The organism is Flagellimonas sp. L-11 (assembly GCF_056857735.1).
The window spans coordinates 34,150-58,510 of sequence record NZ_JBSXNR010000077.1; the positions used below are offsets into that span (position 1 = coordinate 34,150).

The window sequence follows — 24,361 nt, forward strand, 5'->3', positions numbered from 1 at the left end:
TGCTATTATTATAAATGATAAGAAGTTGAATCCTTTCTTGCTTTCAATGGTCAGATCGAACCGGTTGAGCAGCGACCTGAAACTGTCAATCCATGCGTTGGTGTGTTCAACGGCATATCTCTGGTCTTAAAGTCCTGGTCAAAATATTTGTTCCTTTTACACTCTGCCGTTACGTTTGTTGAAACATATGTTTGGCATTGATGTCCCTTCTGGCACAGGCCGAGCGAAAGTTCTTGGAGTCGAATCCCGCCGTTTTTATGTCCGCTCTGTCAAGGGTGGCGGTGACCAATGCCCAGCGGACACAGGACTGGAACGAATCGGTGTTCACCTACAACAAAATAATCCAGACCTATCGAAGCTACCAATATGACCAAATTGAGGTTCCCAGGGTTGCTGTTCAGGAAAGAGCAGATTTTGTACTGAAGTCGATCAATTCCAAGTGAACCATCGCCAGTAACAAATCCTTTCATCAAAGCATCCCCCTTTTCTGGAAGGTAGCAGTGGTTCAGCAACCCAATTTTCCCAGAGAGGGATTGCAGTGAAAGGCCCTGAATCCTTGCCATCAGGCCTTGCAACGAAAAAGCCCGGCCCAGAGGGGACACGCCCAAAAAATACCCTTGTTGTGGTATTTGTATACCGCCCTTAGGGCATAGTTCCATGGACAACTGGTTATTATGGCCTTCTACACGGTGCTCTGTTTTGCCTTTAGGCGCTCCATAAAGAACATCGGGGTGATGCCCACCCGGGATTTAAAGGCCTTGACAAAGGTGCGTTCACTGTTGAACCCCGCCTCCCCGGCCAGGGAACTATTGCTGTAATGGGCCAACTTTCGGTCCTGTTTCATTTGTGCAATGATATGGTCCACCCTTAGGTCATTGATATATGCCATCACGCGCTTTCCCTTGTAATGGGTAATGATCTGGGAGAGGTATTTCCCGTTCACTTCGGCCTGGACCGCCAATTTGCCCGCGGACATCTTTCGGTCCAGAAAGTCCCGACGGCCTTCAAAACGTTCCAGACGGGCCAACACCGCATCGATTTTCTCCTGGGAAATTTCCAAAGAGTGGGAAGGAACAATATGGCTTTTTTCCATTTTCCGGGCAGGCGGGTTTTCCCCGGAAAGTATGGCCTCGAACCTTTTTTGGTACAGCTTCCGGCTGCGCTGGTAGCGCCAGACCAACCATAGCGACAGGATCGACAACAGCACCGCTGTTGCAATCCCGATGTTCTTCTGCCGCTCCCTGACCTTCAAAATTCCTTCCATCTGCTGTTTCTCCCGTTGCATACTTTTCAGATCGTAGCCATCCTTGATAGTATCGTCCAGATATTGGTGCTGTTCGTGCAAAAAATCAATGGCCTCGATATGCCGCTCCAAATAGGTCAACTGCAGGTCGGGCCTTTCCATGACACCGTAGTATTCAGCCAGGTAGCTATAGGCCCCCAGCAGTTCCGCTTTGATGTAGTTCCGCTCCCTAAAATGGGCATCAACCTGTTTAAAATATCCCACGGCCCTTTCCCATTGGTTCGATTCCCAATGGCAGCGCCCAAGGTAAAATTCGGTCAGCACCTCATTGGCAAAATCATTTCCTTTCTGTCGTATCAATCGAAGACTACTGTCCAGGTGTACTATGGCCATGGGATAGTTCCCCTGCAGGGCATAATTGATTCCCTCGGACTGCACAAAATACCTGTTCAAGCCGAGATACCCCAGCCTTTGCCCCTCTTCCATGCCCAAGGTATTGGCCTTACGGCTTAGGCCATAGTTTTCCATCTGCTGGTGACAACGTCCGAGCAACAATAGGGAATTCAGGTACCCGGGCACGCTATGGGCCTTAAAATACGCCAGACCTTCATCAAGCAGGGCGACGGCCTCATCATAATGTTCGGTGTAATATTTCACCAGGGCAATATTGTATTGAAGCTTATGGTGCAGGTATGCATCATCGGTACGGGCCAGGAATCCATCGGCCATAAGGTAATTTTCCAGGGCCCGTTTGTACTTTTTTTCGCTGTAGAACACAATCCCCTTGGTGAGATAGGCCGACCCGATCAAAGCAGTGTCCTTGGCAGCTCTGGCGCTAAGGACCATACTGTCCGCATAAGCCAGTCTACCCTTTCCCAAGGAACGATGCAGATAGTTTTTATAGCCTTGTACCCGTTGGAATTCATTGTTTTCTTTTACAGCCTTTTCCAGATAGGCCTTAAGATAGAGTTGTTGTTGGGTGGTATCCTGCCCTGCGCGCTTGATCCGCTCAAATAGGACCGGATATTCGAGTCCCAGGAGGGAATCGGGATTGCCCAACGGATGCTGGGCACATAGGGTGCCCATACCCATGAGGAACATCAATAGGGTCAGTCTACCAATCTTTGGTCGTTGCATGGCTATAGAACTAAAAAGGGGGGAACCATGGTACCTCCATCTTCGGGGAACGGACCGGCGATGCACCGGCGTGGACGATGGAAGGGCGATATCCTTCGAAGATAGTATAAATTGTGGGTTTTCACTTACACAACCTGAAAAAAGCAGCTATGACGATTTCAGGAAAGGCACCCGTCCTTTTCGGGAAATCACCGAACAAGCCCTTGCACCGATACCTTGATCGCCCCTAGTTTTACATCGAATTCAACCCTTAACACCTCCGTAGCAACGGCGGTCAGCAAGGTTCAGATTACCCGGGTGAGCATGGACCGATTCAATTATTGGTCAATTAAAATCCATTACAATGAAACATTCCATTTACACCTTTGCCCTGGCCATATGCACCCTTGTGGCCTGCACCCCCGATAACCTCAATGATGACTATCCACTAGGGGATAGCCTCGCTTCACCATCAAAACAACAGTTGCCATTGCAACCAATGGCCCATGACACCGACTCGGTCATCGAAGATGAGGACTGGGACCTGTCTATCCCCAATGCCGTTGGGAAGCCACAGGATATTATACGACATCTGGCCAATCCCGATTTCGATTCCATCGCCCCCATGCCCGAGGCCGAACCCTTTAGTCTGGAAAACTGATGGAATCCCGTGACCGTTCACAACGAAAATGGCAGCTCCTTGGGCCCATGGTCCTGATGACCATCAACCTATGGGCCATTTGGATTGTCATTGAACTGTTCGGTTACGATCAATTGGTCGACCATTTCAATCCGGAAGGCATTACCAAACGTGTTCATCCCGGAAAACCGGCCCGGCTCTTGTTCATCACTGTGCTGTGCAACCTTTTCCCAACGCTAAGCACATTGTTTTCAAAACTCATGGATATCGGGGAACGTTGATCCTTTTGGAACGGTCCGACTACCGTGGAAAGCGACCGATAGCGGGCTGGTTATCCTTTTTATCAAGGATAGCAAGTAAGTAAGTGCGGTCCATACCCATTTTGACAGTCTGCACGCCCTGCTGTTCCTGGTCAAAAAAGGGAGGGTACAAATAGTAATCGAGCAAGTCGCCCATATGCTATATCCCGGACGACCACTTTTACTGCCCCGAGGTAGGAACTGGTTCCTCCGGCTATCCCTTTCCCCTATTGAAATGGGCATTGTTGGCCTTGACCCAAAGCAGCTCCATGGAGATACCAACAGGGTATTCCCCAGAACCCTATTTCAGCATTGGGAGCGACAGACCCGCACGATTGATCTTAAAACCAAAGAGCTCCTTTGGTTGTTCAAACTCTTCAAGATCCTCCAACCACTCCCTCCCCTGCCCATGGGATTGCCCTGCGGTACGGGCTTTACATGCTATTGTGGGAACTGGATCGTTTGGTCCAAAAAGAAAACCCTTTGACCTCGATCATGAACACCGCCGGACATTTTTTGGTATTGCAATTTATGGAATTGCTCACGCGCCATTACGGCTCGCAGCACCAAGTAGCTTTTTATGCCAAGCGTCTTCGGGTAACACCAGACCACCTCTCCAGGGTCCTCAAAAACAATACGGGACGTAAGGCCAAGGACCATATCCAGCAGCTCTTGATGGAAGAGGCCAAAGTACTGTTAAGCGGCCCGAGATCCATCAAGGAAATTGCCTATCAGCTCGGGTTCAACACTCCCTATGCGTTCAGTAAGTTCTTTAAGCGCAATGCATCCGTATCCCCGACTTCCTACCGTAGCAGATATTAGGCCCACAAAAGATCTTGACCTCACTTTTCAACTGGCCAGCTTCGCGGAGTTAGAAGGGTTAAGGGAACAGCTGATTGAAAAAGGATTTACACAAAGCGAAGAAGACATCGTGAACTGTCGGTTTCGATATGAAGATTTGAAAGTTGATGTAATGTCCACTCAAAGTGTAGGTTGGGCTCCATCCAACCCATGGTTTGCTAAAGGTTTTGAAAAAGCTATGACCAAAACCTTGGCCAAAGTAGTCATAAAAGTGTTACCACTACCCTACTTTGTTGCTACAAAAATGGAAGCTTTTTTGACAGGGGAATCAAAGATATTTACGCCAGCCACGATTTAGAGGATATAGCCTATCTATTTAACTACACCTCAACTATTGATGGGCAACCTCTTGCATCTGAAAAAGAAGTAAAACAATTCTTGGTCAAGAAGCTAAGTATCTTCAAAAATGATAAGACTATCTTAACCGCGATTCGTGGAAGCTTATATTACGAACAGGCTGATGAACGAATGGAAATCATCCAGAAGGGAATTCAAAACATAGCCAATGACTCACAATGGTTACTTTTAATTAGATCAAGGTTTTATGCGGCGTAGGCTTTCTGTAAAATTCCTACATTTAGGCTTTACAGCCTCCCAAAAATTTATTGTCGTAACATGTGTAATGCTTGACAAATGGCATCAAAATTCTGTACTCTCAACCAATTATCAGTGAGTGACAAAGAAAGAAAGGTATATATAAATAAGTTGTACTTTGTATATGAAAAATTTAAAAACTCAATATTTACTTTTTTTTGTTCTGCCTTTTTAAACTAGTTGTAGTGCATTTAACAACTAAATTGTGAATAACAGCCATATGACTATGGAAAAATCATTATCCATTCTAATCCTTTTAGTTTTGCCTTTTTGCAATATTCATGGCCAAAACAAAAGTGATTCAAATTATAATAGTGAGTTTATTGAAGTCAACGGAATCAAAACTCATTACCTAGATTTTGGAGGAGAAGGTTTACCCATAATCCTCGTTCATTCAGAAGCGTGGAGCGCATTTACTTTCCAAAACTTTGGGCAACTTTTGACTGAACATAATAAGGTTCTTGCTATTACCCGATCTGGATATGGTGATTCCGGTATGGGGGATTATGATGTAGAAAGCCAAGGAAACCACTTGATCGCTTTTGCCGATGCAATGAAAATTAAAAAGGCTGTATTTGTTGGTAACGCTTCGGTCACTGCCGAACTCACTTATTTAGCTGAAAATTACCCTCAAAGGGTAGCGGGGGTAATTTACTTAAACGGTTTATCGGTGCCATGGATAAAAGAGAATTATGAAGACCCAACTCATGCCTTTGAGATGTTCTTAAGAGCAAGCCCAAGTTCTAATCCGGAAAAAACCGATTTTTTGACTATCAATAAAGCCAGAAGATCTTACCGGCCGAAACATTACATATCCGATTCCATTAAAATAAATGTTCCTGCTCTTGCTATTGTATCAAGAAATGGAAGACAAGGTTCGGAAAAAGGCCTTGGTGCATTAGTATATGTGGGATCTCCTCTTATGGAGGATGTAAGAAACGAAATTGCTCCCTCTCGCACCAGGGATATGTTAGACCGACTAGCTGATGACCCATCATATAGACGGGCAATACTTTCTACTATCCAAGACTCTATTGCAAGAGAATATTTTTTAGAATTGGACAGCGACACCGTTAAACAAAAAAGGATGTACCAATACCATATGCAGGTTGTTTACCCCGCCATACTTGAAGCCCAGGACAAACTCATAAACGCTTATGGTGATAATATAAAGCTGCAAAAAATAGAGGTTGCCCAAATTGTGGGATACGAGTATAGGGATTCCCCTGAACTAATTATTGATCCAATTCTAAATTTTATAAACCACTTGAGCACCAAATAAGGGAAAACCAACTCCCCGGGAAGGCGCACAATCCCTTGAAAAGCGTAAGCTCTGCTTTAGGTTAAAAATAAAACTTGGGCATATAAAAACTTATCGGACAAACATTGCTCAATAACAAAATCCATTGAACGGCTATTTGAGTCGGAATTTGCCCAATACGCCCTCCCAATTTATCGATAAATTTTCTGATACAGCATCGGAAATCGGACCTTATTTTTCCCTTCAATTATTTTTGGTAATCCTTTTTTAAGCAGTCGTTCCCACTCAGGTGGAATGACTTGATTTTAAAAGGCTTTGCAAACCATCTTCTATTGCTTAAGTATGTGAGGATGAAATTCAAACACTAAAGACGATTCGTCCTTAAATCCTATCCTTTAAAATTTATTTGTAGCACCTGCTTTTTCTTAATTGCTGGATACAATGGATTTAAGAATTTTATTCCTTTGTATTCTTCACTATGGTCATAAAACAAGATTCTTTTTGCATCATTTTGTTGCTCCTCCTCATCTTGGAAATTGATTAAGGCTTCTGCTAGTTTGTTGTATTTTGGATGATTCTCAAATCTAGATAACAGTAGTTGGGCAGCTTCAACTAAGTATTGTTCATATTTTTGTAAAGGTTGCTGTGCAATGGTAAAGTTGGCACCAGAATAGGTATATGTTCTTTTACCTTCAGAAAGTGGTGCATCGAAGCCTATCACTTTATCTCTAAATACTTTAATGTCTTCACGTAATGTTCATTCTGAAACTTTATAGAAAAGGCACAGTATCAAAACCATGCCTTTCAAACAACTTAAACTAAATAAAATCCACTTGTTTTCTATAATTTCATGGGAATGCGATTTATCCCTTTGGGAAAAGGAATTCGCATATACTGTAGTATGGTAGGTGCAAGCTGATTGGAGTACAACTGCTCTTCCCTATCTATTTCCCCTTTGGGTTTAATGCCTTTTCCAAAAGCGATCATCCAAACCGCACCGGCTCCTTTTATATCACTTCCGTGACTTCTCCAGGTATCCAATGGCTGTGTTCCCCTCCCATGGTCGGTGGTGATCAAAAACACGGTTTGGTCCTTGTAGAATTCATCTTGTCGGGTAAATTCCCAGATTTCTTTAATTAGGCCGTCCGTATTATTTGCAGATTTAAGATACGCTTGGTAATCGCCATCATGCGCAAAATCATCCGTTTCCCCGTAGGAGATATAGACCAGCTTTGGGTGCTCCTTTTTCATGTGCTCCAAGGCATAATGATGGGTGAAGGCATCCAATCGCACCGAGCCCCATGGACTTGGTATTTGCTCCTGAAGTTGGTTCAAGAACCTTTCCCTTTCGTTCAAATTTTCTGTGGCAGCTTCAAAACCTGCATTTACGGGAATCCCGGAACGTTCTTCGTTGATGATGAACGGAAACACGTCCCAACTGCCAAAAGCGGCTACTTTGCCTTTTCCTTCGGGAGTGTTATTGTACCGTTCCAAAACGGTAATGTTGGGGTTTGGTATTTTATCGTTGCTCCGGATGTTGCCATCGTCGGCGGTTCCCGTCAAAATTTCGTTGTAGCCCGGATAGGAAAACCACATGGAGTTGGTCAAGTTTACCTTGCTGCCCAACTTTCGGTTGCCATGGATTTGCCCCATCTTTTCCACTTGGCCCCAGATAAATGGCAATAGCGCTTCCCTTCTTTCTTTGGGGGTATCTCTCCAGAATGCTTCCTTTAACATTTCAGCATTATGGACATAACCTTTATTGTCGATCAAAAGGGAATCGGCTCCGGTGAACAATTCCTGCCAACGGAAACCATCCAAAGTGATCAAGATTACTTTGGTTTCTGTTTCATTTTGCGCATGGCTATTGAATATTGCCGCAAAAGCAGCTATCAAAAACAAAATTCTATTTTTCATTTTCCTGTGGTGTTTTAAATGTAGCTGTTTCGGACCAATCGCTCCAGTTCAGGTTTTGATCACGATACCGAACCCTCCAATAATAGGTAGTATTGGGTTGTAATCGATTGGTTCTTTCATCGGTCAAATCGTCCTCTTTTTGACGGTTTTCCATGTAATACCAGTTTTCGAACTGTTTCCAGCTGTCCAAGTCCAACTTTTCAAAGTCAGGAGTTTCGGACATCTGCCAATGGGCGGCAGCATGAAAAGCACTACTCAGCGAACTCGAAAACCCATCTGCTTTCAACACGGCAAATTCGTCCTTCACAATTTCATTGTGCTTTGGGGAAACCACTGTTGGGGCATCGGGTTTTTTCTCCAATCGCCAAATGGTAATACTGTCCCGAAGCCCGTTCTGTCTAGACCTCACATTGTTTCCCTGACTAATTCTTTTAACGGTAAATTTAGGGTCGTTTCGGTTACCATCCACTTCCACCATGACAAAACCGTATTCATCTTGGGTAACAGTAAACTCATCATAGTCCCTGCCTTCAAACTCGCCCCAATTGTCTATGGCACCACCTGCCGAGGCCACATTGATCCACAAATGCTTATGATCACGGGACTGTCCACGCGAATACCCATGGGTGTGTCCAAAAAAGTGGATACTTGGCTTTCCTGTTTTTGTGGAAAACTCCTCGAGCATTTTCACTACTTTTCCTGTCGATTCTTCCTCCCCTGGAATCCACAACTCGGATTTGTGCGGATGATGCAATTGGGCGAACACAAAATCAATGTCATTGTTCTTTTCGGTATCGGCCAACACTTTCTCCAACCATTCATATTGTTCGCGAAGGTCACGGTAACCCTCGTTGGAATTCAATCCTATGATTCGGGTGTTGCCATAATCCTTGTACCACCAATGTTCGGCATAAGCAGCTGTTCCGTTTTCCGGAAGATTAAAATATTTAAAGTAAAAAACTGAATTTCTCTCATGATTTCCCAAAACGGGATATACGGGCACCTCGGCAAAGAGTTTTTTTGCGGGGTCGAAGAAGTGTTCTTTCCATTGATCGTATTTGCTTCCCGTAGAAACCAAGTCCCCTGGAATCAAAACCATGGCCAAATTATCAGGTAGCTTGCCTCCATGCTCTTTTTCCAAATACTGAAGTACACCTTGGTTCACGATTTCCGAAAACTTGTTGGGGTGTTCACTATCATATTGCATATCGCTCATCGCCACAATATTGAAGGACTCTTCGTTACTTGAAAACGGTGGCGTCTTGAACTGGAAAATGTCCGACCGTACCTTTCCTGTTTTTACCCGATAATAGTACTCCGTAAAGCGTTTGAGTCCTTCCAATTTAACGGTGTGGACCCTAGAATCGGAAAAATTGATATCCTCTGCCTCTCCAGAGGTTTTTTTGCCCAGTTTCTTAGTGGGCCCCCATTCCACGATGCTTTCTTCCCCACTAGTGGTCTCCCACATGATCACAATGGAATTGGGTTCTGCATCCTGAAGATAGGGCTGCACTAAAATTTGGGGTTCGGTTTGGGCGGTAAGCTCCATCAGACCCAAACAGAATACGATGAGTAATTGGCTGATTTTTTTCATTAGGCTATGGTGTTGGTTTTTAAAAAGGCGCAGTTCAATATTTCAAAGGCTTTCCCTAGTTCTTCCCTGGTTATGGTCAATGGAGGCGAAAGTTGGAGCACATTTCCTTTGGAAACCTTAAAGCTCAATCCTTGCCTTAGGCATTCGTACATGATTTCTTCGGCTTCGGCCGTTGCTTTTTCCTTAGTGGCTCTATCGGACACCAGTTCAATGCCCCATAAAAGTCCCACGCCACGCACATCCCCGATCAAGGAATATTTACGGTACATTTTATAAAGGTTCTTCCGCATAAACTCTTGGTCTTCCTTTACTTTTTGAAGAATTTCTTCATCTTCGAGCACTTCCAATAGGGTTAATCCCGCTATGGAGCCCAACGGACTTTTTTCATGGGTGTAGTGTCCAAGTGAGATGTGTCCGAACTTGTTGTATTCTTCACGTGTAACAAGGGCGGCTTGCGGAATGATTCCTCCGCCCAGACCTTTACCTAAACATAGAATGTCCGGTTCAATATCAAAAAGCTCATAGGCAAACATGTTGCCCGTGCGTCCGAAAGCGATGGGGATTTCATCCAAAATCAGTATCACCCCATGCTTGTCGCACAACGCCCTTGCTCCTTTCCAGAATTTTTTTGATGGGATCTGAACATCGGTATTACGGATGGTTTCCGCCAAAAACGCCCCGATTTGAGGATCTTTCTCCAAAACATATTGCAGATATTCCAAGGCTTTTTCCTCATTACCTTCAAAAATACCGCGATAGGTGATTGGGGGCGGAATACGCTCCACACCTGGCATTAATGGCCCCATATGTTCCTGAAAAACGGACTCGCCCCCTACACTTATGGCATCCAGAGAAGCCCCGTGGAACGAATCCCAGAATGAGACTACTTTATGTTTTCCTGTTACGGCCCTTGCCAATTTTAGGGCAATTCCAATAGCAGAACTACCATTGGGAGTAAGCAAAATACGGTCAAGGCCTTTGGGAGTATATGAGGTTAGTTTTTCCGCAAACCGAATAGCGGTCTCATTGGCATATCTTCGGGTGGAGAAGGTAAGGCTTTGTAATTGCTCAGTTAAACGCGACACCATTTTTGGATGGGAAAACCCAATTTGATGTACGTTGTTCCCATGAAAATCCAGATATTTTTTTCCTGAAATACTTTCAATGTACGAGCCTTCACAATTCTGGAGCACATCCAAGCATGGTGTGGACATGGATTGATGCATAAAGTACTTGGCATCTCTTTCCAATAGGTTTTTGGTTTCTTCGCTCACCTCGTTTTCCAACCATTCGTTCCGAGCGGAAGTTAGGTTGATGTCACCTTCCACAACAGAATCTACCTTGTGCCTATCGTGCTTTGTATGGGCCATGTTCACTTATTATTTTTCTTTCTTCCATGGTGTCGTCCAACACATATACCTTATAGGTGTCGCCATTGTTGTACACCCGAACAACTATATGCCCGTTCTGGCTTTTGTATAGATCCAACCTGCCGCCAATCACATCTTTTGTGCCTTGCAGCATAATGGTCGAGAAAATATCACGGTCACCAGGGTATAGTTTTTTTGATGTAATCCTTCTGAGGACCTCCTCCCCCGGGTGGTCGGCCGTCCAATTTTGCTGAATCCATACCCTAGGGCGAATCGTCCGCACATAAAATGGGTTCTGTGAATCCCGATTGCCGTGATGATTCAATGTCGCCACATCCACAGCGCCGATAACGGGTGCCACATAAGACTCCAATGCATTCATATCGGTTCGCCCAAAACCATCTATTCCCGAGATATCACCGCCCGTATAATAATTGAATTTACCATAATCTATTCGGATGACATTGCTTAAAGGATTTTCCCCGGGATATTCCCCTTTTTTAAAAAGGGCGTAAAAAGTATCATCATAACCTGTCCAAATATTCCCGTTGGATGCTATGTTCTGGACAGAGAATCCAGGATAATCCTTTGGATTGTTCTGTAATCTTATTTGATTGTTGCTACCAATAACCAAAGCTTCATTTACAAGGCCCGCTTGCTTTGATTGAACCTGGATAAACTTCCAATATTCCTCCAAGGTAGGAACCATTCCGTAGGCATCCTTGGTGAATCGTTCTTTGGATTGTACTTGCTCGTTGGTTAGATCGATAGGATAATCAAAACCACGGTCGATCAATGTTTTAATCGGAATCAAAGTGCCCACCTCCATGATTCCCGTAAGTTGATAGCCCCCTGGAGCTAATTTGCGCAAGGAATCGACCTCTCCAAAGTGATCATCATGGTAATGGGTTATCAATGCGTAGTCCAACTTTCGTTCTAGCTTATTGGGCAGGAATTGATCGATATAACCCACAATCCATTCAGGTGCCGTTTTGGACCTGTTCGGTACCAATTTTGCATTTCTCCTAGATGTTGTCCTTGGATGTGTTTCGGACATATCGCCGGCATCCACCAACATAGTTGTCCCATCGGGAAAAACCATAAAAGCCGCATCGCCCCTACCTGTGTTGATGTGATGGATATCCAAAAAACCGGGTCGCCACTCGGGCAATTGTTGTTTTTGCCCATGTGAAAGCTGCACCATTAAAACAATGAGCAGTACAAAGGATTTTTTGAGGTTTGGATACATACTTATTTTGCTCTATACAACTGATTTGCCGGAATAATTTGTTTAGGGATGTCAGGACCGGAATATTTTACATCCAAATGATAGCCTCCGCCACCATTAAAAAACGTAACGCGTACCAAGTGCCTTCCTTCGGATAGTTCCAAAGAACCGCTGCGCTCCACAACGCCATGGCCACCATCGTTGTCTACGATTTCGATACCGTCTACATAAAGCTTGCTGCCATCGTCGCTATTGGTGAAAAAACTATAGTTTCCGCTTTCGATTACTTCCAAATAACTTTCAAAGACCATAGCTACTTGTTCTTGTGGCAAATCGTGGGTCAGTGCTTGCTTATGGGAAAACTCGATGACATCACCTTCATAAATGGGCTTCAACGATGTAAAATCGGGCAATTTTTCTATGCCGCTCACCTGATACATCTTAAATTTGACTGGGTCTTGTTTGCTCTCCGATACAATTCTAAAATTACCCGCTGTAACCGTACTCACCAACTGATCATTCTGAAAGATACCTGCTTTGATAATGTTGGTTTGTTTCAAATAAAAAGTGTCTTGGTAGACTAGGCTATTTTCCAATGTTGGTAGGTTGTTTCCAATGGTGTACCGAATCTGCCCCACATTATTTGGATTTTGTATCACCACGGCAACAGAATCTGCTTTAAAAACTCCCCCAGCTGGTTCAAAATAGCCAGCATCCGGAAAAATTTTTGGCGCGGTTATCCGCTCCTTTCGCCCATAAATCAGTTTTGGGGCTTCTTTTCCGATAAAAGCGCCTTTTACAGGTCTGCCTATCCAAGCTTGCGGTGTTTGCAAGGCCATCGCATAGGCAACGGTCGTTGCATTGTCATATTGATACACGGTTTCTTCCATTTTGTAGCCCTTTTTGATGCCTGCTCCGTACAAAATGAATGGTATTTCCATTTCGGCCAGGCTTTCCCCTCCATGACCAAAGCCCAATCCTCCGTGATCAGCCGATACAATGAACATGGTTTTTGCGAAAATGCCTGCTTCTTTTGTGGCATCCACAATTTTAGCAATCAAGGAATCCGCTTTTTCCACGGACTTATAATAATCGGGGGTACCGTGGCCCTGGGCATGACCTGCGTGATCAACATGATCCAAATGCACAAAAGTGAACGTCGGCGTATTTTTTTTGATGTAGTCCACTGCGGCTTGGGTCGTCTTGTCCTCATGGTCTCCATCTATATCAAAATCAACATCCTCTTTTTCGAACAAACGTCCAAAACCGTCCCAGTCGTAGATGGCGCCCACATGCGCTTCTGGCTGTTGGTCTTTAAATAGTGTGAATATGGTCGGAAACGTCCCATTTTCGGTAACTACGACTGGAGGTAGTTGGTGGTCGAACTTTTCCCAACCATTCGAAGTTACTCCATGTTGTTCGGTATCGGCTCCCATGATCATACTGGCCCAGTTGGAACTGGAACTGGACGGCATCACAGATCTGGCATGCATGGTTGCCGCCCCATTTTGAATCATGGAATCCAAGGTTGGTGTATTTGCTTTTTGAATCCCGTCGGGACTCATACCATCTACCCCAATAACAATGATATGTTTTATACCGAAATCCTTCTTTTCCATATCTGGATTAGCACATGACCATAGGGATAGAACCCCTATGGTCAGTACTAAAACAAATGGTATGCTTGAAAAGTTTGGTGATTTTTTTGTGTCCTTAATCGACATCCCACCACAACTTTGTGTTGATATTGTCCCCTCCCATACGGGAAACGGCTGCATTATAGTTATCCTCATTTGTGGATTTTACCGAGTTGGGATATTGGAAACGCACCGGAACCTGACCATCATTAACAGCATCTGGACCAGGTACCACTTCCGGCATACCGGTTCTTCTCCAATCTGACCAACCTTCAAAACCTGTATAGAAAAGTGAAATCCATTTCTGAAGGGCAATTTTACCCAACTTTTCATCGGCAGTTCCAGTATAGGCCACAGCTGCCTGTCCCAAATAGGCATCAAGGTCAGTGGCCTGCATGGCTGCAGCAATTTCTGACCAGCCGCCAGCAGTAACCCTTGCAGTATAATATTCAAAGGAAGCGCGAATCCCGTTCTCATAATAGGTCGCGGCATCCCCGACGGAAATCCAACCCTGCTCCCTAGCCTCTGCCAATATAAACTGAAGTTCGGAATAGCTCATGATGATGGTCTGTGAAGCCGTAGCCGATGCTTGCTCAGGATTACAGGCCCTACACGCCAAAAGTATTCCCAATCTTGAAATAAAGTTTGAACCGGCTTCATCCGGGTTACCCGATGGACTATAGCCAAGTGCCGCTTCGTCATCCAATCCGTTTGGCATTCCTACATAATCAGCAAAATCCTCAGAAAAAATGCCTTTTCCCGAAGCAGTCGTTGGCTGGGCAAAAACATATAACCTATTATCATTCAGCTCCTTAAGACGTGTTTCCAACGTTTGACTCAACCTAACCTCATCAAAACTACCACTACGGGTTTCATATTTGGGCTGTGGATTGAGGGAGTTCCATTGTACCATAGCGATATCCTCATTACTTTCAAAGATGGGATATGCCGTAGGATTTCCTACTATTTGGGCCATTCCGGCAACGGCGGTTGCATTGTCCACATCACTGATGCGCATCAACAAACGTAACCTTAAAGAGTTTGCAAACTTTCTCCATTTTAAAATATCCCCACCGTAGAAAATGTCCCCGGAAATATTGGATTCATCCGTCAGCACAGCGTTTGCGGTCTCCAAATCCGCCAACATACCCGCATAAATATTGGATTGTGGATCAAAGACCGGAGTAACATTGCCCTCACTGATACCCTTCGTAGCTTCTGAGTAAGGAACATCTCCATAAGCATCCGTTACATAGGACATAATCCAAGATTTCATGATCAAGGCCACACCATAATAATTTTGGGCTTCCATATTGTCCTTGGTACTTCTAATTATATTTTCTACGTCCCTTAGCGAAGCATATGCATCATTGTATGGATCTCCAGAGGGTGACCAGTTATAGGTGTCTCCACTGGTGAATTGAAGACGGGCTCCATACTGCACCACTGTAAAACCTTCTTCCCAACCTTGGCCACCCCAGTTATAGGCCATCTCCCTCTGAATTCCCGGCAACAAAAGATCTGGTTGTGCGGATGCAGGAAAGTTTGGGTTTATATTGATTTCGTCAAAATCTTCCGTACACCCAAAGATGAAGGAAAGTGCGAACATTGATAAGATTATTTTTTTCATAATATTTGAATTAATTCTGATGTTCTTTTAAAAGTTTACCTGTAGGTTAAATGTGAAAGACCTTGTACTGGGGTAGGACATATTCTCGATTCCGGGCTGCAATGTTCCTCCGGACACCCCAACAACTTCAGGGTCAAAATGTGGGTTATCGGTCCATAACAATAAATTTCTACCTGTTAGGGAAAATCTTGCATTCGAAATCGGAAGCTTATCGATTATTCTTTTGGGAAAGGAATAGCCCAAGGTAACTTCCCGCAGTTTGGTATAGGAAGCGTCATATTTGGCCGCTTCCACGTTATCCCTTTCATAATACCTATTGTTATAGGTTCTTGCATCGACATTGGTAGTATTGGGAACGTAAACCGGATTTTCACTAGTACCTGTATTCACGACTCCTTCCGCAACAATTCCTGTCTCCCTACCTTCCAAAGTTTCCATTAATTGGCCAGAGGTACTTCCTATCGTTTTGGTTCTGGAAACCACTATCCCTCCTTGCCTTGTGTCCAGAAGAAATCCAAAATCAACATTTTTATATCTAAAGCTATTTTGAAAACCCAGTGTAAAATCCGGGGCATAATCCCCTTGGTACACCAAATCATCGGTACGAATAGGGATTCCTTGATTATTTACGATTTTTTGACCGAAGAACTCGCTATTGGGGTCTTCCACCCTTTGAAATCCTCTACCATAAATGGCACTGATGGATCCCCCTTCCCTAGCCTGGATAAACGCTCCGTTGGCACTGGTAAGGGTAAAATTCACTCCGCCCAGATCCTTAACCTCACTCTGATTCGTGGAAAAGTTAAAAGTGGATGTCCATTTAAAATTATCCGTTAGTACGGGCACAAAACTCGCAATTGCCTCGAATCCATAGTTACGCACCTCCCCTGCATTGATCAACTGGCTGGAATATCCACTGGCAATATCGGTACTGATATTGATGATCTGGTTCTTTGTTGAACTGTCATAATAGGTAAGATCAAAGTTCATTCTGCTTTGGAAAAACCTCAAATCCAAACCAAACTCGTAAGAAGAGGTAATCTCCGGTTTCAAATCCGCATTAGGTATCAAGGATGACTCCGTTAAAATGGGGGTTGAACCATCAAAAGGTCTTTCATTTTGATAAAAACTACGCAATCGGTAGGGATCGGTATCGTTACCTACTTCTGCATATGCAGCCCTAACTTTAGCAAACGTAACCCATTCCGGCATTTTAAAAATGTCACTGGCTATGGCACTTAGGGTAGCAGAAGGATAGAAATAGGAATTGTTGTCCGATGGCAAGGTGCTAGACCAGTCGTTTCTTCCCGTCAAATCCAAAAAGATTTTACTATCGTATGCAAAACGCGCATATCCGTATAAACTATTGATACGTTTTTCATAATTATTGGAGGAAACCTGTACGGCCTGTCTGGAATTATTGAAGGAATAAACTCCTGGGTTGATCAATTGGGGAGCAACACTTTTGGTGAAATCCTGTTTTTGTCTTAAGATATTACCCCCACCTGAAATGTTCACATTCCATTTTTCATTGAAGGTTTTGTCATAGCTCAACAGAAAGTCCGTATTGCTTTCCTCAAAGAAAATATTATCCTCTTGATAGGTTCCAAATGGAAATCGCTGTGTACTGAATGCCCTTTTTCTCTCCCTGAAATCACGGTAAAAATCACGTCCCGAACGCAGTAACAACTTCCAATTATCGGTTATATCATAGGTAAGGCTGATGTTTCCAAAAATACGATCCTTGTCCTGGGCATTGGTATTCTCATACATCGTAAAGTACGGATTGTCATGATAATTATAGTTATAATTGAATTGTTGAATTCCTTCAAGACCCGGTTGCCAATAATCCCTCAAATTATTTGTGTTCAATTGTCTACCGTACCAGATAAAAAGATACATGATACTTTCCGTGCCATAACCCACGGCCGGTCTGTTATCGCTATCCGTTTTTACATAGTTGATGTTGGCATTGACCTTTACCTTTTCCGATACATTGAGACTGCCTGAAAAGTTCAAGGAGTTTCTTTCAAGATCTGTGTTGGGAAGTGTGCCTTCCTGATCCAAGTTCTGAAAGGACAAACGCATATTCCCCATTTCACCTGATTTGGAAATGGCGATACTGTTGGTTTTTGTAATTCCGGTTTCAAAGAAATCCTTGGTATTATCAGGATTGGAAACCCAAGGAGTAGGCGATATTGGCGCATTGCTTACAAATGTGTCACCACCTCGTGTTCCGTCCGCCCTTGGAGAATCAAACTGGGGAATCAAAAGTCCGGTATCCAACCTTGGACCCCAGCTTTCATCCACACCATCGGCAATTCCTGAACCACTGCCGTCCACGAAGGCAAACTGCTGATTATTACCTTGACCGTACTCATTTTGCCAATCCGGTAGCATGAGTACATTATCAATGGTCACACCCGTGTTAAAGGAAACACCTAGTTTACTTCCTTGTGACCTTCCTTTTTTCGTGGTAATGATTATGGCACCATTGGCCGCCCTGGCCCCATAAAGTGCTGCTGCTGCAGGACCTTTTAGCACGTTTATGGATTCAATATCCTGTGGATTGATTTCAGCCGCACCGTTACCATAATCCACACTTTGGGTTCCGGAACCGCTAGATCCGACAATTTCATTACTGATTGGAGTACCATCAACTACGAACAACGGTGAGTTTCCATTGATGTTCAGGGAAGCATCCCCTCGTATGGACACTCTGGCAGACCCTCCCAGACCTGAAGGACTGTTGGTAATCTGTAAACCAGCAACCTTACCAGACATACTATTAAGGAGGTTTGGTTCCCTTGCCTTCACCACATCATCATTGTCCAATTCCTGGGAAGCGTAACCTAAGGATTTTTTTTCACGTTCGATACCCAAAGCGGTCACCACCACTTCATCCAATTGTTGCGAATCTGGCTGCAAAACAACTGTTGCCGATGTCTTTCCTACTGTTACCAGTTCCTTGGGGATATATCCTATATAGGATATGACCAAGGTTTCCCCACCTTGTGGAAGTTCTATTTCAAAATTTCCATCAAAGTCTGTGGCGGCCCCTATTGACTCGCCTTTTACAACCACCGATGCCCCTGGCAAGGGTATGTTGTTCTCGTCAACTACCTGACCTGTAAAAGCAACTTGGGAGTAACCCATGACACTTACGGTGAAGGCAATTAAAAACGTTAAGATTGAATTTTTCATTTGTTGAGTATTTGTAAAATTTGGTTAATTATTTATCAACAAATATCCAACACAAGAGTTAAGGCATGCCTTTAAACAGATTAAAAAAACGATACGGAAAAGTTAAAAGAAATAGCGCAATGTTAGGTAAACATTATTTACAAATACTCAATTTTTATAAAAGCCTGTCTGCTTCGATTTTAACAAGATATCCTAGTATTTCAGTGGATTAATGGATATTTTTATTGATCTTGAACCATCAAAAAATATTATAAATACTAAAATTCAACAACCTCAATAAAAATGGAAGATTACCTCATCGGTATTGGAAAAAGAATCAAGCAAATTCGTAAGAACAATAAAAAGACCATTAACGATGTTGCGATCAATGCCGGAGTAACGGCCGGGCTTATTTCTCGAATTGAAAATGGGCGAACCATTCCCTCCTTACCTGTTTTTTTGAAGATTGTGGGAGCCTTGGAAATGGAGATGACCGACTTTTTCGAGGGTATTCCCAGAGCACACGGTCAGGTTTTTTTAGTGACCCGTAAAAATGAACAATCCATCATCGAGAAAGAAGACGAAGCGGTCGGATTTACCTACAACTACATTTTTGGAAAACAATTGAACTCCGTGGGTTTTGAAAGTGTGCTTTTGGAGGTGCAACCCAACTCAGAACGTGACAAGGTGATGACTGATGCTTTTGAGTTCAAATATATTTTAACGGGAGAGTGCTATTACGAGATAGGTGACCAAGAGGTGCTGCTCAAGGAAGGGGATTCCATTTTTTTTGATGGCAGAATCCCCCATGTGCCTATCAACCGAGGAAAAGTTCCCTCCAAAATGTTGGTGGTCTATTTCTTTATTTGATCAAGGAAACAATACTTCTTCCAGATCAGCCAATGAATCCAAAATCATTGATGGTTCAGCGGTTGCCAGTTGTTCGCGGGTCTGCGCACCGGTAAGTACACCTACTGTCCATCCACAATTCGCGTTTTTCCCTTCTTCAATATCGATGGCTGAGTCTCCAGCTTTCAAAACATTTTCGGATTCGGTGATACCGAACATCTCCATGGCTTTATCAATCATTTCAGAAGATGGTCTTCCCCTTACCACATCATCGGCCGTAATCACAGCATCAATTTGATTGCCTGCGACCCAACCCAATTTGTCCAAAAGTGATTGCGCCGTTTTTTGGTCGTATCCTGTATTTAAAACAATTTTTACCTCTTTGGATCTCAGTGTTTGGAAAAGTTCTTCCACACCATGGTAGGTGGTTACATCAAGATTGGTGTAGGCCTCTTCCAACATTCCTTTAAAATCCTCAAAAACCGCATTGGCGTCGACCCCGGTTGTCTTGGTTTCCTTCAATATATCGGAAATGGCCTTGAACTTTTCCTTACCGGCACCAAACCCCAGTACGGTATCCAGAGAAACCTCAACACCGTGTTTGGCCAAAGCGGCCTTAACTGTTTTGTAAACTACATTGTCCTCGTTCACCGTAGTGCCTGCCATATCAAAAACTGCCAATTCTATTTTTTTCATAATTTGATTTTCTGCTTATTAAATATAGTTGCAACATTCTTCTTTGAGAACCCTGCACTGCCCGTCATTCCCTTTCCGCCGATTCCTGTTACAATATGAATATTATCGTCAATGGTTTTTTGAAAAATATCGCTGTTCTTACATTGTGAGTATATCCCGTACCACCTTTTCTTGATTTGATAGGTGGGCAGGTCGATTATTTTATTGGCCTCCCCAATCATAAAATTGTCAATATCCATATCCAGGTCATAACCCAAATCTTCAATTTTGGCGGCATCGGCATATTGATGTGAATCTCCGAGAATTATCGAACCATCGGCTGCTTGTTTAAAAAGAATGTGCACTCCCCATTTTTTCTGAAGACTGTCCTTTGGCTCATTTTCCTTGATTCTTGCAAAAGATGGACATTCGTGAAATGCTTCGTACCTCCTAATGGACCATCCCGTTAAGATGGACCCCTTTAATTGATAATTCCCTTGCGGCTTGGTCTGCATCATCTGTAGTTTGGATACTTCCAAATCACTAGCTGCAAAAATTTGAGGATATAGATTTTTAAAATCCGAACCATTACAGATAATTACCTGTCTTCCAAAAACTTCTTCGTTTTTTGTGTTTTGTACGGAAACCCATTCCCCGTTGGGTTCGCAAGAGACTACTGGAAAATCAAACTTGAGATCCAAATCCTTCTGGGCAACCAAGTATTCTTGAAGTTTATGGATCATGGTTCGTGGTTCCACGGTTACTTCCTCTGGGAAAAACAATCCCGCCCTTACATAATCGGTTCGCAATCCGGGGTAACGCTCCAAACATTCTTGTTTGGTGAGCATTTTGGATGTATAATTGTTTCCGCTATTTATCGCTCTAAGCTCAATAAGCAATTGCTCCTCTTCTTCATTGGAGGCCAAATAGACCGATCCATTTTGGCGGATACTGATATCGAACTGGGATTGAATTTCTTTATAGATTCGAAGACTTTCACGACCAAATTTTTGCCATTTGGAATTCATTCCCGAAGGCACCACTTGCCCAAAATTCTGCGTGGTAGCTCCCTTAGGATAGGCATCCTTTTCCACCAAACAAACTTTTAAACCCAATTCCAATGCGTGGTAGGCGTGAAAAGTTCCTAAAATACCGCCACCTACAATGACGGCATCATATTTATTGTCCATAATCCAATTGTTTCTTGGGTTCCTCCGCCTTGCTGAGAGCGGTAAAGTGAAAATACAATATCAGAGTACTACAAATACCTATAAAAGCGACGGCGTACGTACCGTACACAAAAAATTTAAGCCACGACAAACTCGTCTGTCCAAAGTTTTTATAAAGCAGTACCAAAACGCTCCCCACATAACCAAAGGCATCGGCAATATAAATAAGGAAACCTGAATTCCCCTTTACCTTAAAGGTGGCAATAAAGCGATCAAAAAATAGACAGTTGAACGGCACATAACAAATATAGAGTCCAAAACCAGTACAAACCATCCATATAAAAGGGTCCAAAATCCCAACTTGAAACATTAGGGTGCTCCCGGCCAAAACCACTGTTCCCAAAATAAGAAGCAAATGATAGGTAAGCAAGGCTTTAAAATTATCCTTGATGTAAAAAATGGCACCAATAATCAAGAGCACCACAAGGGCAATGATAATCTCTGAAGTCGAAAATACGGAAACGTCTCCACGGTACCCGATACTGTCCCAAAGTTCACGGGCAAAGTTGTCCCTAAAATCCCGAAATGCAGTCAAAAAAGTGTAAAACACTATGATGAGAAGCAAGGGGAACATAAATTTTTTCACCAAGTCCTTTCTTTCCCGGGCAGTCATGGGGATACGCTCAGTTCGGTTGGCAATATCCCCTGTAGTCGGCGGAGGAACGCGTTGCAACATAAAAGAGCACAACAAGAGGGGAACAAAAAAAAGGGCTCCTGTAACTGAAGGCATCCAAAATTCGCCAACACCCCAAAATTGCATTACATAAAGCCCTACGGATTTCACCACACCGCTGGACACAATAAAGCTGGCAGACAACACCACGCCCAAAATATCGGTAAACCGCCTGCCCTCAATATAAGAAAAAACAATCCCCCAAATCATTCCCAAAGGAAAACCATTGAGGAACATAAGGGGAATATTGTATGGCGCGGGCACCCAGGCAAAAAGCACTAAAGATACCTCAGCAAAAAAGACCAGGGAAATCAAATACATTAACCTACGTTTGGGCGTAAGCTCCGAGATGACCTTGATTCCAACAAACTTGGAAAGAGCATAACCCAACACTTGTGCAATGACCAACAGAATTTTGTAATCGATCCCCATGAATGCCAGTCCATCAAAAGTGGCAACGGAGAAAGGCTTTCTAAAGGCGTACATGCAAAAATAGGTGCCAAAGGCGGCCAAAGAGGCATGCAGGAGAAAGATTACGTTGGATTGTTTTTTGGACATTGCAATGATGTGTCAAAAAAGTTTACAAATACTAAATTTATTTTTCAAATTACTCACTTTTATTAAGAAGAACGGCTATTTCCAAGATTAAAAAAACGTTAGTTTAAATGTAAAATGTTAACCCATAGCAAATTTGAACTTGATTAAAACCACCAATCAACAGATTTCAGGGCATCTTCACTCAGTAATGAATAGGATGATCCAAGCTCCTAATTGAATTGTTGGATGGAAAACCTGACAAAGTATACCTCCCTACAAAAATTGAACATAGCAAAACATAAACCAACAGTTGAACAACAGGCTTCCAAGACAAATCTTGCGTTTTTATGGTTCTCTGTATCCGTCATATCCAATCCAAGCCCTGTAGTTTTTCCTTTTGGAGAGGACGCCATGTTTTGATTGCAATCCCCTCGGCACATACCGTGTTGACCGGCCAACATAATTCCATCAAATTGTGCCAACAATAAAATGCGTTTACACCCCAGAGCATGCACGATTCTTCTTTTAACCTGATTTACAGGACTTTAAATTATCCATCCATTTGACCAAACAGACAAACAGCTGTGATTGCATTTAATTTTAATTATTTGGATACCTAACTTTGGGGCCCAATGACACTTTATGATCCGCAAAAAAATAAAACGAACCTATAGAGTTGGTAAATACATTTTTTACAAGGAGACGGTGGTAGATTACCGGGAAACCTTTTGGTCCTTTGTAAGCTCATTCCTTGGAATGGCCTTGATCGGTTATGTGCAGAGCCTCTACTTATCGCCACTTGAAAATGTTTTCCTGATCGGTTCGTTCGGCGCTACCTGTGTATTGATTTACGGAACGGTCCATAGCCCTCTTGCACAACCAAGGAATTTGATTGGCGGGCACCTAATATCGGCATTGATAGGGGTAACCGTATACAAAGTAGTGCCCGAACCTATCTGGATCAGCGCTCCATTGGCCGTTTCCCTATCCATTATCGCAATGCAGTACACCAAGACCCTACACCCACCGGGTGGGGCCACTGCACTGATCGCTGTAATCGGAACGGAACATGTCAGGTCCCTCGGTTATCTCTATGCCTTGTTTCCCGTGCTGTCCGGAGTGCTTATTTTATTTGTCGTAGCTATCATCTGTAACAACATGACCCACCAAAGGAAATATCCATCGAACATCAATTTTTCAAACAGGGTCAAAGGTATTGGCCTGCCCCTAAAAAAAACCTTCAAAAAACTACAAAGAAACCTGTAACGCACCGTTATAGGATGCCAACCTATATTTTTTCCAACAATCTGATTTGGGAAGGATTTTCCTTTTCCCTTTTAAGATACTTTGATTTAACAATACAAACCCAAGAGTAGGTAGGTCGAGAACCTTTTTTGGATAAAAATTCTTTTTCTCGATACAAGTTTCGTTCATGCTGTCGTGAAACCGAAATGACGAATTTTATCAAAATCCACCACGGGTCACTATACTAATTTTAACGAGCTAGCTTAAATACTTGAGATAGGGTTGTTGGTATAAACGCTCCCCCTTGGCCTTATAAAGTGCATTGGCCACGGCGGCAAAAATCGGTGGAAAGGTCGGTTCCCCCAAACCTGTGGGATCAATATCACTCTCAACAAAATAAACCTCGATCTCCTTGGGCGCTTCGGTCATTCGAATCATGCGGTATGCATCAAAATTGGATTTTTGCGGAACGCCGTCCTCAAAGGTCAATTCCCCATACAGGGCATTGCCTATGCCGTCCACAATACCTCCCTCGGCCAAATTGGCGGCGGCATCCGGATTGACCACGATACCACAATCC

The 24,361-nt window shown here is 43.4% G+C and carries 23 protein-coding genes; 10 read left to right on the plus strand and 13 right to left on the minus strand.

The annotated features are described in order from the left end of the window. Nucleotides 1–200 precede the first annotated feature (200 nt). Nucleotides 201–443, plus strand: coding sequence for a hypothetical protein (locus AC13CC_RS15595; protein ID WP_326407834.1), 243 nt, complete (start codon nucleotides 201–203; stop codon nucleotides 441–443). 239 nt (nucleotides 444–682) lie between these two features. On the opposite strand, the gene AC13CC_RS15600 is transcribed toward AC13CC_RS15595, so the two are convergent. Continuing rightward, a complete protein-coding gene (locus AC13CC_RS15600) occupies nucleotides 683–2,380 on the minus strand; it encodes a helix-turn-helix domain-containing protein (RefSeq protein WP_482877935.1) in 1,698 nt (565 codons plus the stop codon). Here AC13CC_RS15600 and AC13CC_RS15605 point away from each other — a divergent pair. The 7 genes from AC13CC_RS15605 (at nucleotide 2,379) to AC13CC_RS15635 (ending at nucleotide 6,035) form a co-directional block, all read left to right on the plus strand. Continuing rightward, complete coding sequence (locus tag AC13CC_RS15605) at nucleotides 2,379–2,600, plus strand: hypothetical protein (protein ID WP_482877936.1); 222 nt, start codon at nucleotides 2,379–2,381, stop codon at nucleotides 2,598–2,600. The genes AC13CC_RS15600 and AC13CC_RS15605 overlap by 2 nt on opposite strands. A 123-nt stretch (nucleotides 2,601–2,723) precedes the next feature. Beyond that, entirely contained in the window at nucleotides 2,724–3,020 is a 297-nt protein-coding gene (locus tag AC13CC_RS15610; RefSeq protein ID WP_482877937.1) for a hypothetical protein, read from the plus strand. Beyond that, nucleotides 3,020–3,280, plus strand: coding sequence for a hypothetical protein (locus AC13CC_RS15615; RefSeq protein ID WP_482877938.1), 261 nt, complete (start codon nucleotides 3,020–3,022; stop codon nucleotides 3,278–3,280). Before AC13CC_RS15610 ends, AC13CC_RS15615 begins: the two co-directional genes overlap by 1 nt. 175 nt (nucleotides 3,281–3,455) lie before the next feature. Next, nucleotides 3,456–3,785 carry a hypothetical protein gene (locus AC13CC_RS15620; RefSeq protein WP_482877939.1) on the plus strand — a complete coding sequence of 110 codons (330 nt, stop codon included), beginning with the start codon at nucleotides 3,456–3,458 and terminating at the stop codon, nucleotides 3,783–3,785. Nucleotides 3,786–3,793: 8 nt separating this feature from the next. After that, the gene (locus AC13CC_RS15625) at nucleotides 3,794–4,120 is read left to right on the plus strand and encodes a helix-turn-helix domain-containing protein (protein WP_482877940.1); all 327 of its coding nucleotides are present in this window, start codon (nucleotides 3,794–3,796) and stop codon (nucleotides 4,118–4,120) included. Further along, the gene (locus AC13CC_RS15630) at nucleotides 4,053–4,457 is read left to right on the plus strand and encodes a hypothetical protein (RefSeq protein WP_482877941.1); all 405 of its coding nucleotides are present in this window, start codon (nucleotides 4,053–4,055) and stop codon (nucleotides 4,455–4,457) included. The genes AC13CC_RS15625 and AC13CC_RS15630 overlap by 68 nt, the downstream gene beginning before the upstream one ends. A gap of 522 nt (nucleotides 4,458–4,979) precedes the next feature. Then, the gene (locus AC13CC_RS15635) at nucleotides 4,980–6,035 is read left to right on the plus strand and encodes an alpha/beta fold hydrolase (protein ID WP_326278142.1); all 1,056 of its coding nucleotides are present in this window, start codon (nucleotides 4,980–4,982) and stop codon (nucleotides 6,033–6,035) included. Between the two features lie 367 nt (nucleotides 6,036–6,402). Here the strand turns inward: AC13CC_RS15635 and AC13CC_RS15640 are convergent, their stop codons facing one another. From AC13CC_RS15640 to AC13CC_RS15675, 8 genes are all read right to left on the minus strand, one after another. After that, nucleotides 6,403–6,735: a hypothetical protein gene (locus AC13CC_RS15640; RefSeq protein ID WP_482877942.1), complete on the minus strand. Its 333-nt coding sequence runs from the start codon at nucleotides 6,733–6,735 to the stop codon at nucleotides 6,403–6,405. 119 nt (nucleotides 6,736–6,854) lie between these two features. Next, nucleotides 6,855–7,931 (minus strand): phosphoglyceromutase, encoded by a 1,077-nt coding sequence (locus AC13CC_RS15645; RefSeq protein WP_482877943.1) that lies wholly within the window; start codon nucleotides 7,929–7,931, stop codon nucleotides 6,855–6,857. Next, nucleotides 7,921–9,525: a fibronectin type III domain-containing protein gene (locus AC13CC_RS15650; protein ID WP_482877944.1), complete on the minus strand. Its 1,605-nt coding sequence runs from the start codon at nucleotides 9,523–9,525 to the stop codon at nucleotides 7,921–7,923. The genes AC13CC_RS15645 and AC13CC_RS15650 overlap by 11 nt, the downstream gene beginning before the upstream one ends. Next, a complete protein-coding gene (gene pbfA / locus AC13CC_RS15655) occupies nucleotides 9,525–10,895 on the minus strand; it encodes a (R)-1-hydroxy-2-aminoethylphosphonate ammonia-lyase (protein ID WP_482877945.1) in 1,371 nt (456 codons plus the stop codon). The genes AC13CC_RS15650 and pbfA overlap by 1 nt, the downstream gene beginning before the upstream one ends. Then, nucleotides 10,873–12,144: a ComEC/Rec2 family competence protein gene (locus tag AC13CC_RS15660; RefSeq protein ID WP_482877946.1), complete on the minus strand. Its 1,272-nt coding sequence runs from the start codon at nucleotides 12,142–12,144 to the stop codon at nucleotides 10,873–10,875. The genes pbfA and AC13CC_RS15660 overlap by 23 nt, the downstream gene beginning before the upstream one ends. Before the next feature lie 2 nt (nucleotides 12,145–12,146). Continuing rightward, complete coding sequence (locus tag AC13CC_RS15665) at nucleotides 12,147–13,742, minus strand: alkaline phosphatase family protein (protein ID WP_482877947.1); 1,596 nt, start codon at nucleotides 13,740–13,742, stop codon at nucleotides 12,147–12,149. A 94-nt stretch (nucleotides 13,743–13,836) separates the two neighbouring features. Then, nucleotides 13,837–15,390: a SusD/RagB family nutrient-binding outer membrane lipoprotein gene (locus AC13CC_RS15670; RefSeq protein WP_482877948.1), complete on the minus strand. Its 1,554-nt coding sequence runs from the start codon at nucleotides 15,388–15,390 to the stop codon at nucleotides 13,837–13,839. Nucleotides 15,391–15,417: 27 nt separating this feature from the next. Beyond that, on the minus strand, nucleotides 15,418–18,594 hold the full coding sequence (locus tag AC13CC_RS15675) for a SusC/RagA family TonB-linked outer membrane protein (protein WP_482877949.1): 3,177 nt from the start codon (nucleotides 18,592–18,594) through the stop codon (nucleotides 15,418–15,420). 282 nt (nucleotides 18,595–18,876) lie between these two features. On the opposite strand from AC13CC_RS15675, the gene AC13CC_RS15680 reads away from it, so the two are divergent. Continuing rightward, nucleotides 18,877–19,443 (plus strand): helix-turn-helix domain-containing protein, encoded by a 567-nt coding sequence (locus tag AC13CC_RS15680; protein WP_482877950.1) that lies wholly within the window; start codon nucleotides 18,877–18,879, stop codon nucleotides 19,441–19,443. Here AC13CC_RS15680 and AC13CC_RS15685 read toward each other — a convergent pair whose 3' ends face one another. The 3 genes from AC13CC_RS15685 to AC13CC_RS15695 are packed head-to-tail and all read right to left on the minus strand — an operon-like array spanning nucleotide 19,444 to nucleotide 22,557. Further along, nucleotides 19,444–20,118, minus strand: coding sequence for a phosphonatase-like hydrolase (locus AC13CC_RS15685; RefSeq protein ID WP_482877951.1), 675 nt, complete (start codon nucleotides 20,116–20,118; stop codon nucleotides 19,444–19,446). Beyond that, nucleotides 20,115–21,287, minus strand: coding sequence for a TIGR03364 family FAD-dependent oxidoreductase (locus AC13CC_RS15690; RefSeq protein ID WP_482877952.1), 1,173 nt, complete (start codon nucleotides 21,285–21,287; stop codon nucleotides 20,115–20,117). Before AC13CC_RS15690 ends, AC13CC_RS15685 begins: the two co-directional genes overlap by 4 nt. Continuing rightward, nucleotides 21,277–22,557, minus strand: coding sequence for a DUF5690 family protein (locus AC13CC_RS15695; protein ID WP_482877953.1), 1,281 nt, complete (start codon nucleotides 22,555–22,557; stop codon nucleotides 21,277–21,279). Before AC13CC_RS15695 ends, AC13CC_RS15690 begins: the two co-directional genes overlap by 11 nt. Before the next feature lie 621 nt (nucleotides 22,558–23,178). Between AC13CC_RS15695 and AC13CC_RS15700 the strand changes: the two genes are divergently transcribed. Next, complete coding sequence (locus AC13CC_RS15700) at nucleotides 23,179–23,802, plus strand: HPP family protein (RefSeq protein ID WP_482877955.1); 624 nt, start codon at nucleotides 23,179–23,181, stop codon at nucleotides 23,800–23,802. A gap of 237 nt (nucleotides 23,803–24,039) precedes the next feature. Here AC13CC_RS15700 and AC13CC_RS15705 read toward each other — a convergent pair. Continuing rightward, the coding region (locus AC13CC_RS15705) for a molybdopterin cofactor-binding domain-containing protein (RefSeq protein ID WP_482877956.1) at nucleotides 24,040–24,361 on the minus strand (322 nt) is incomplete at its 5' end.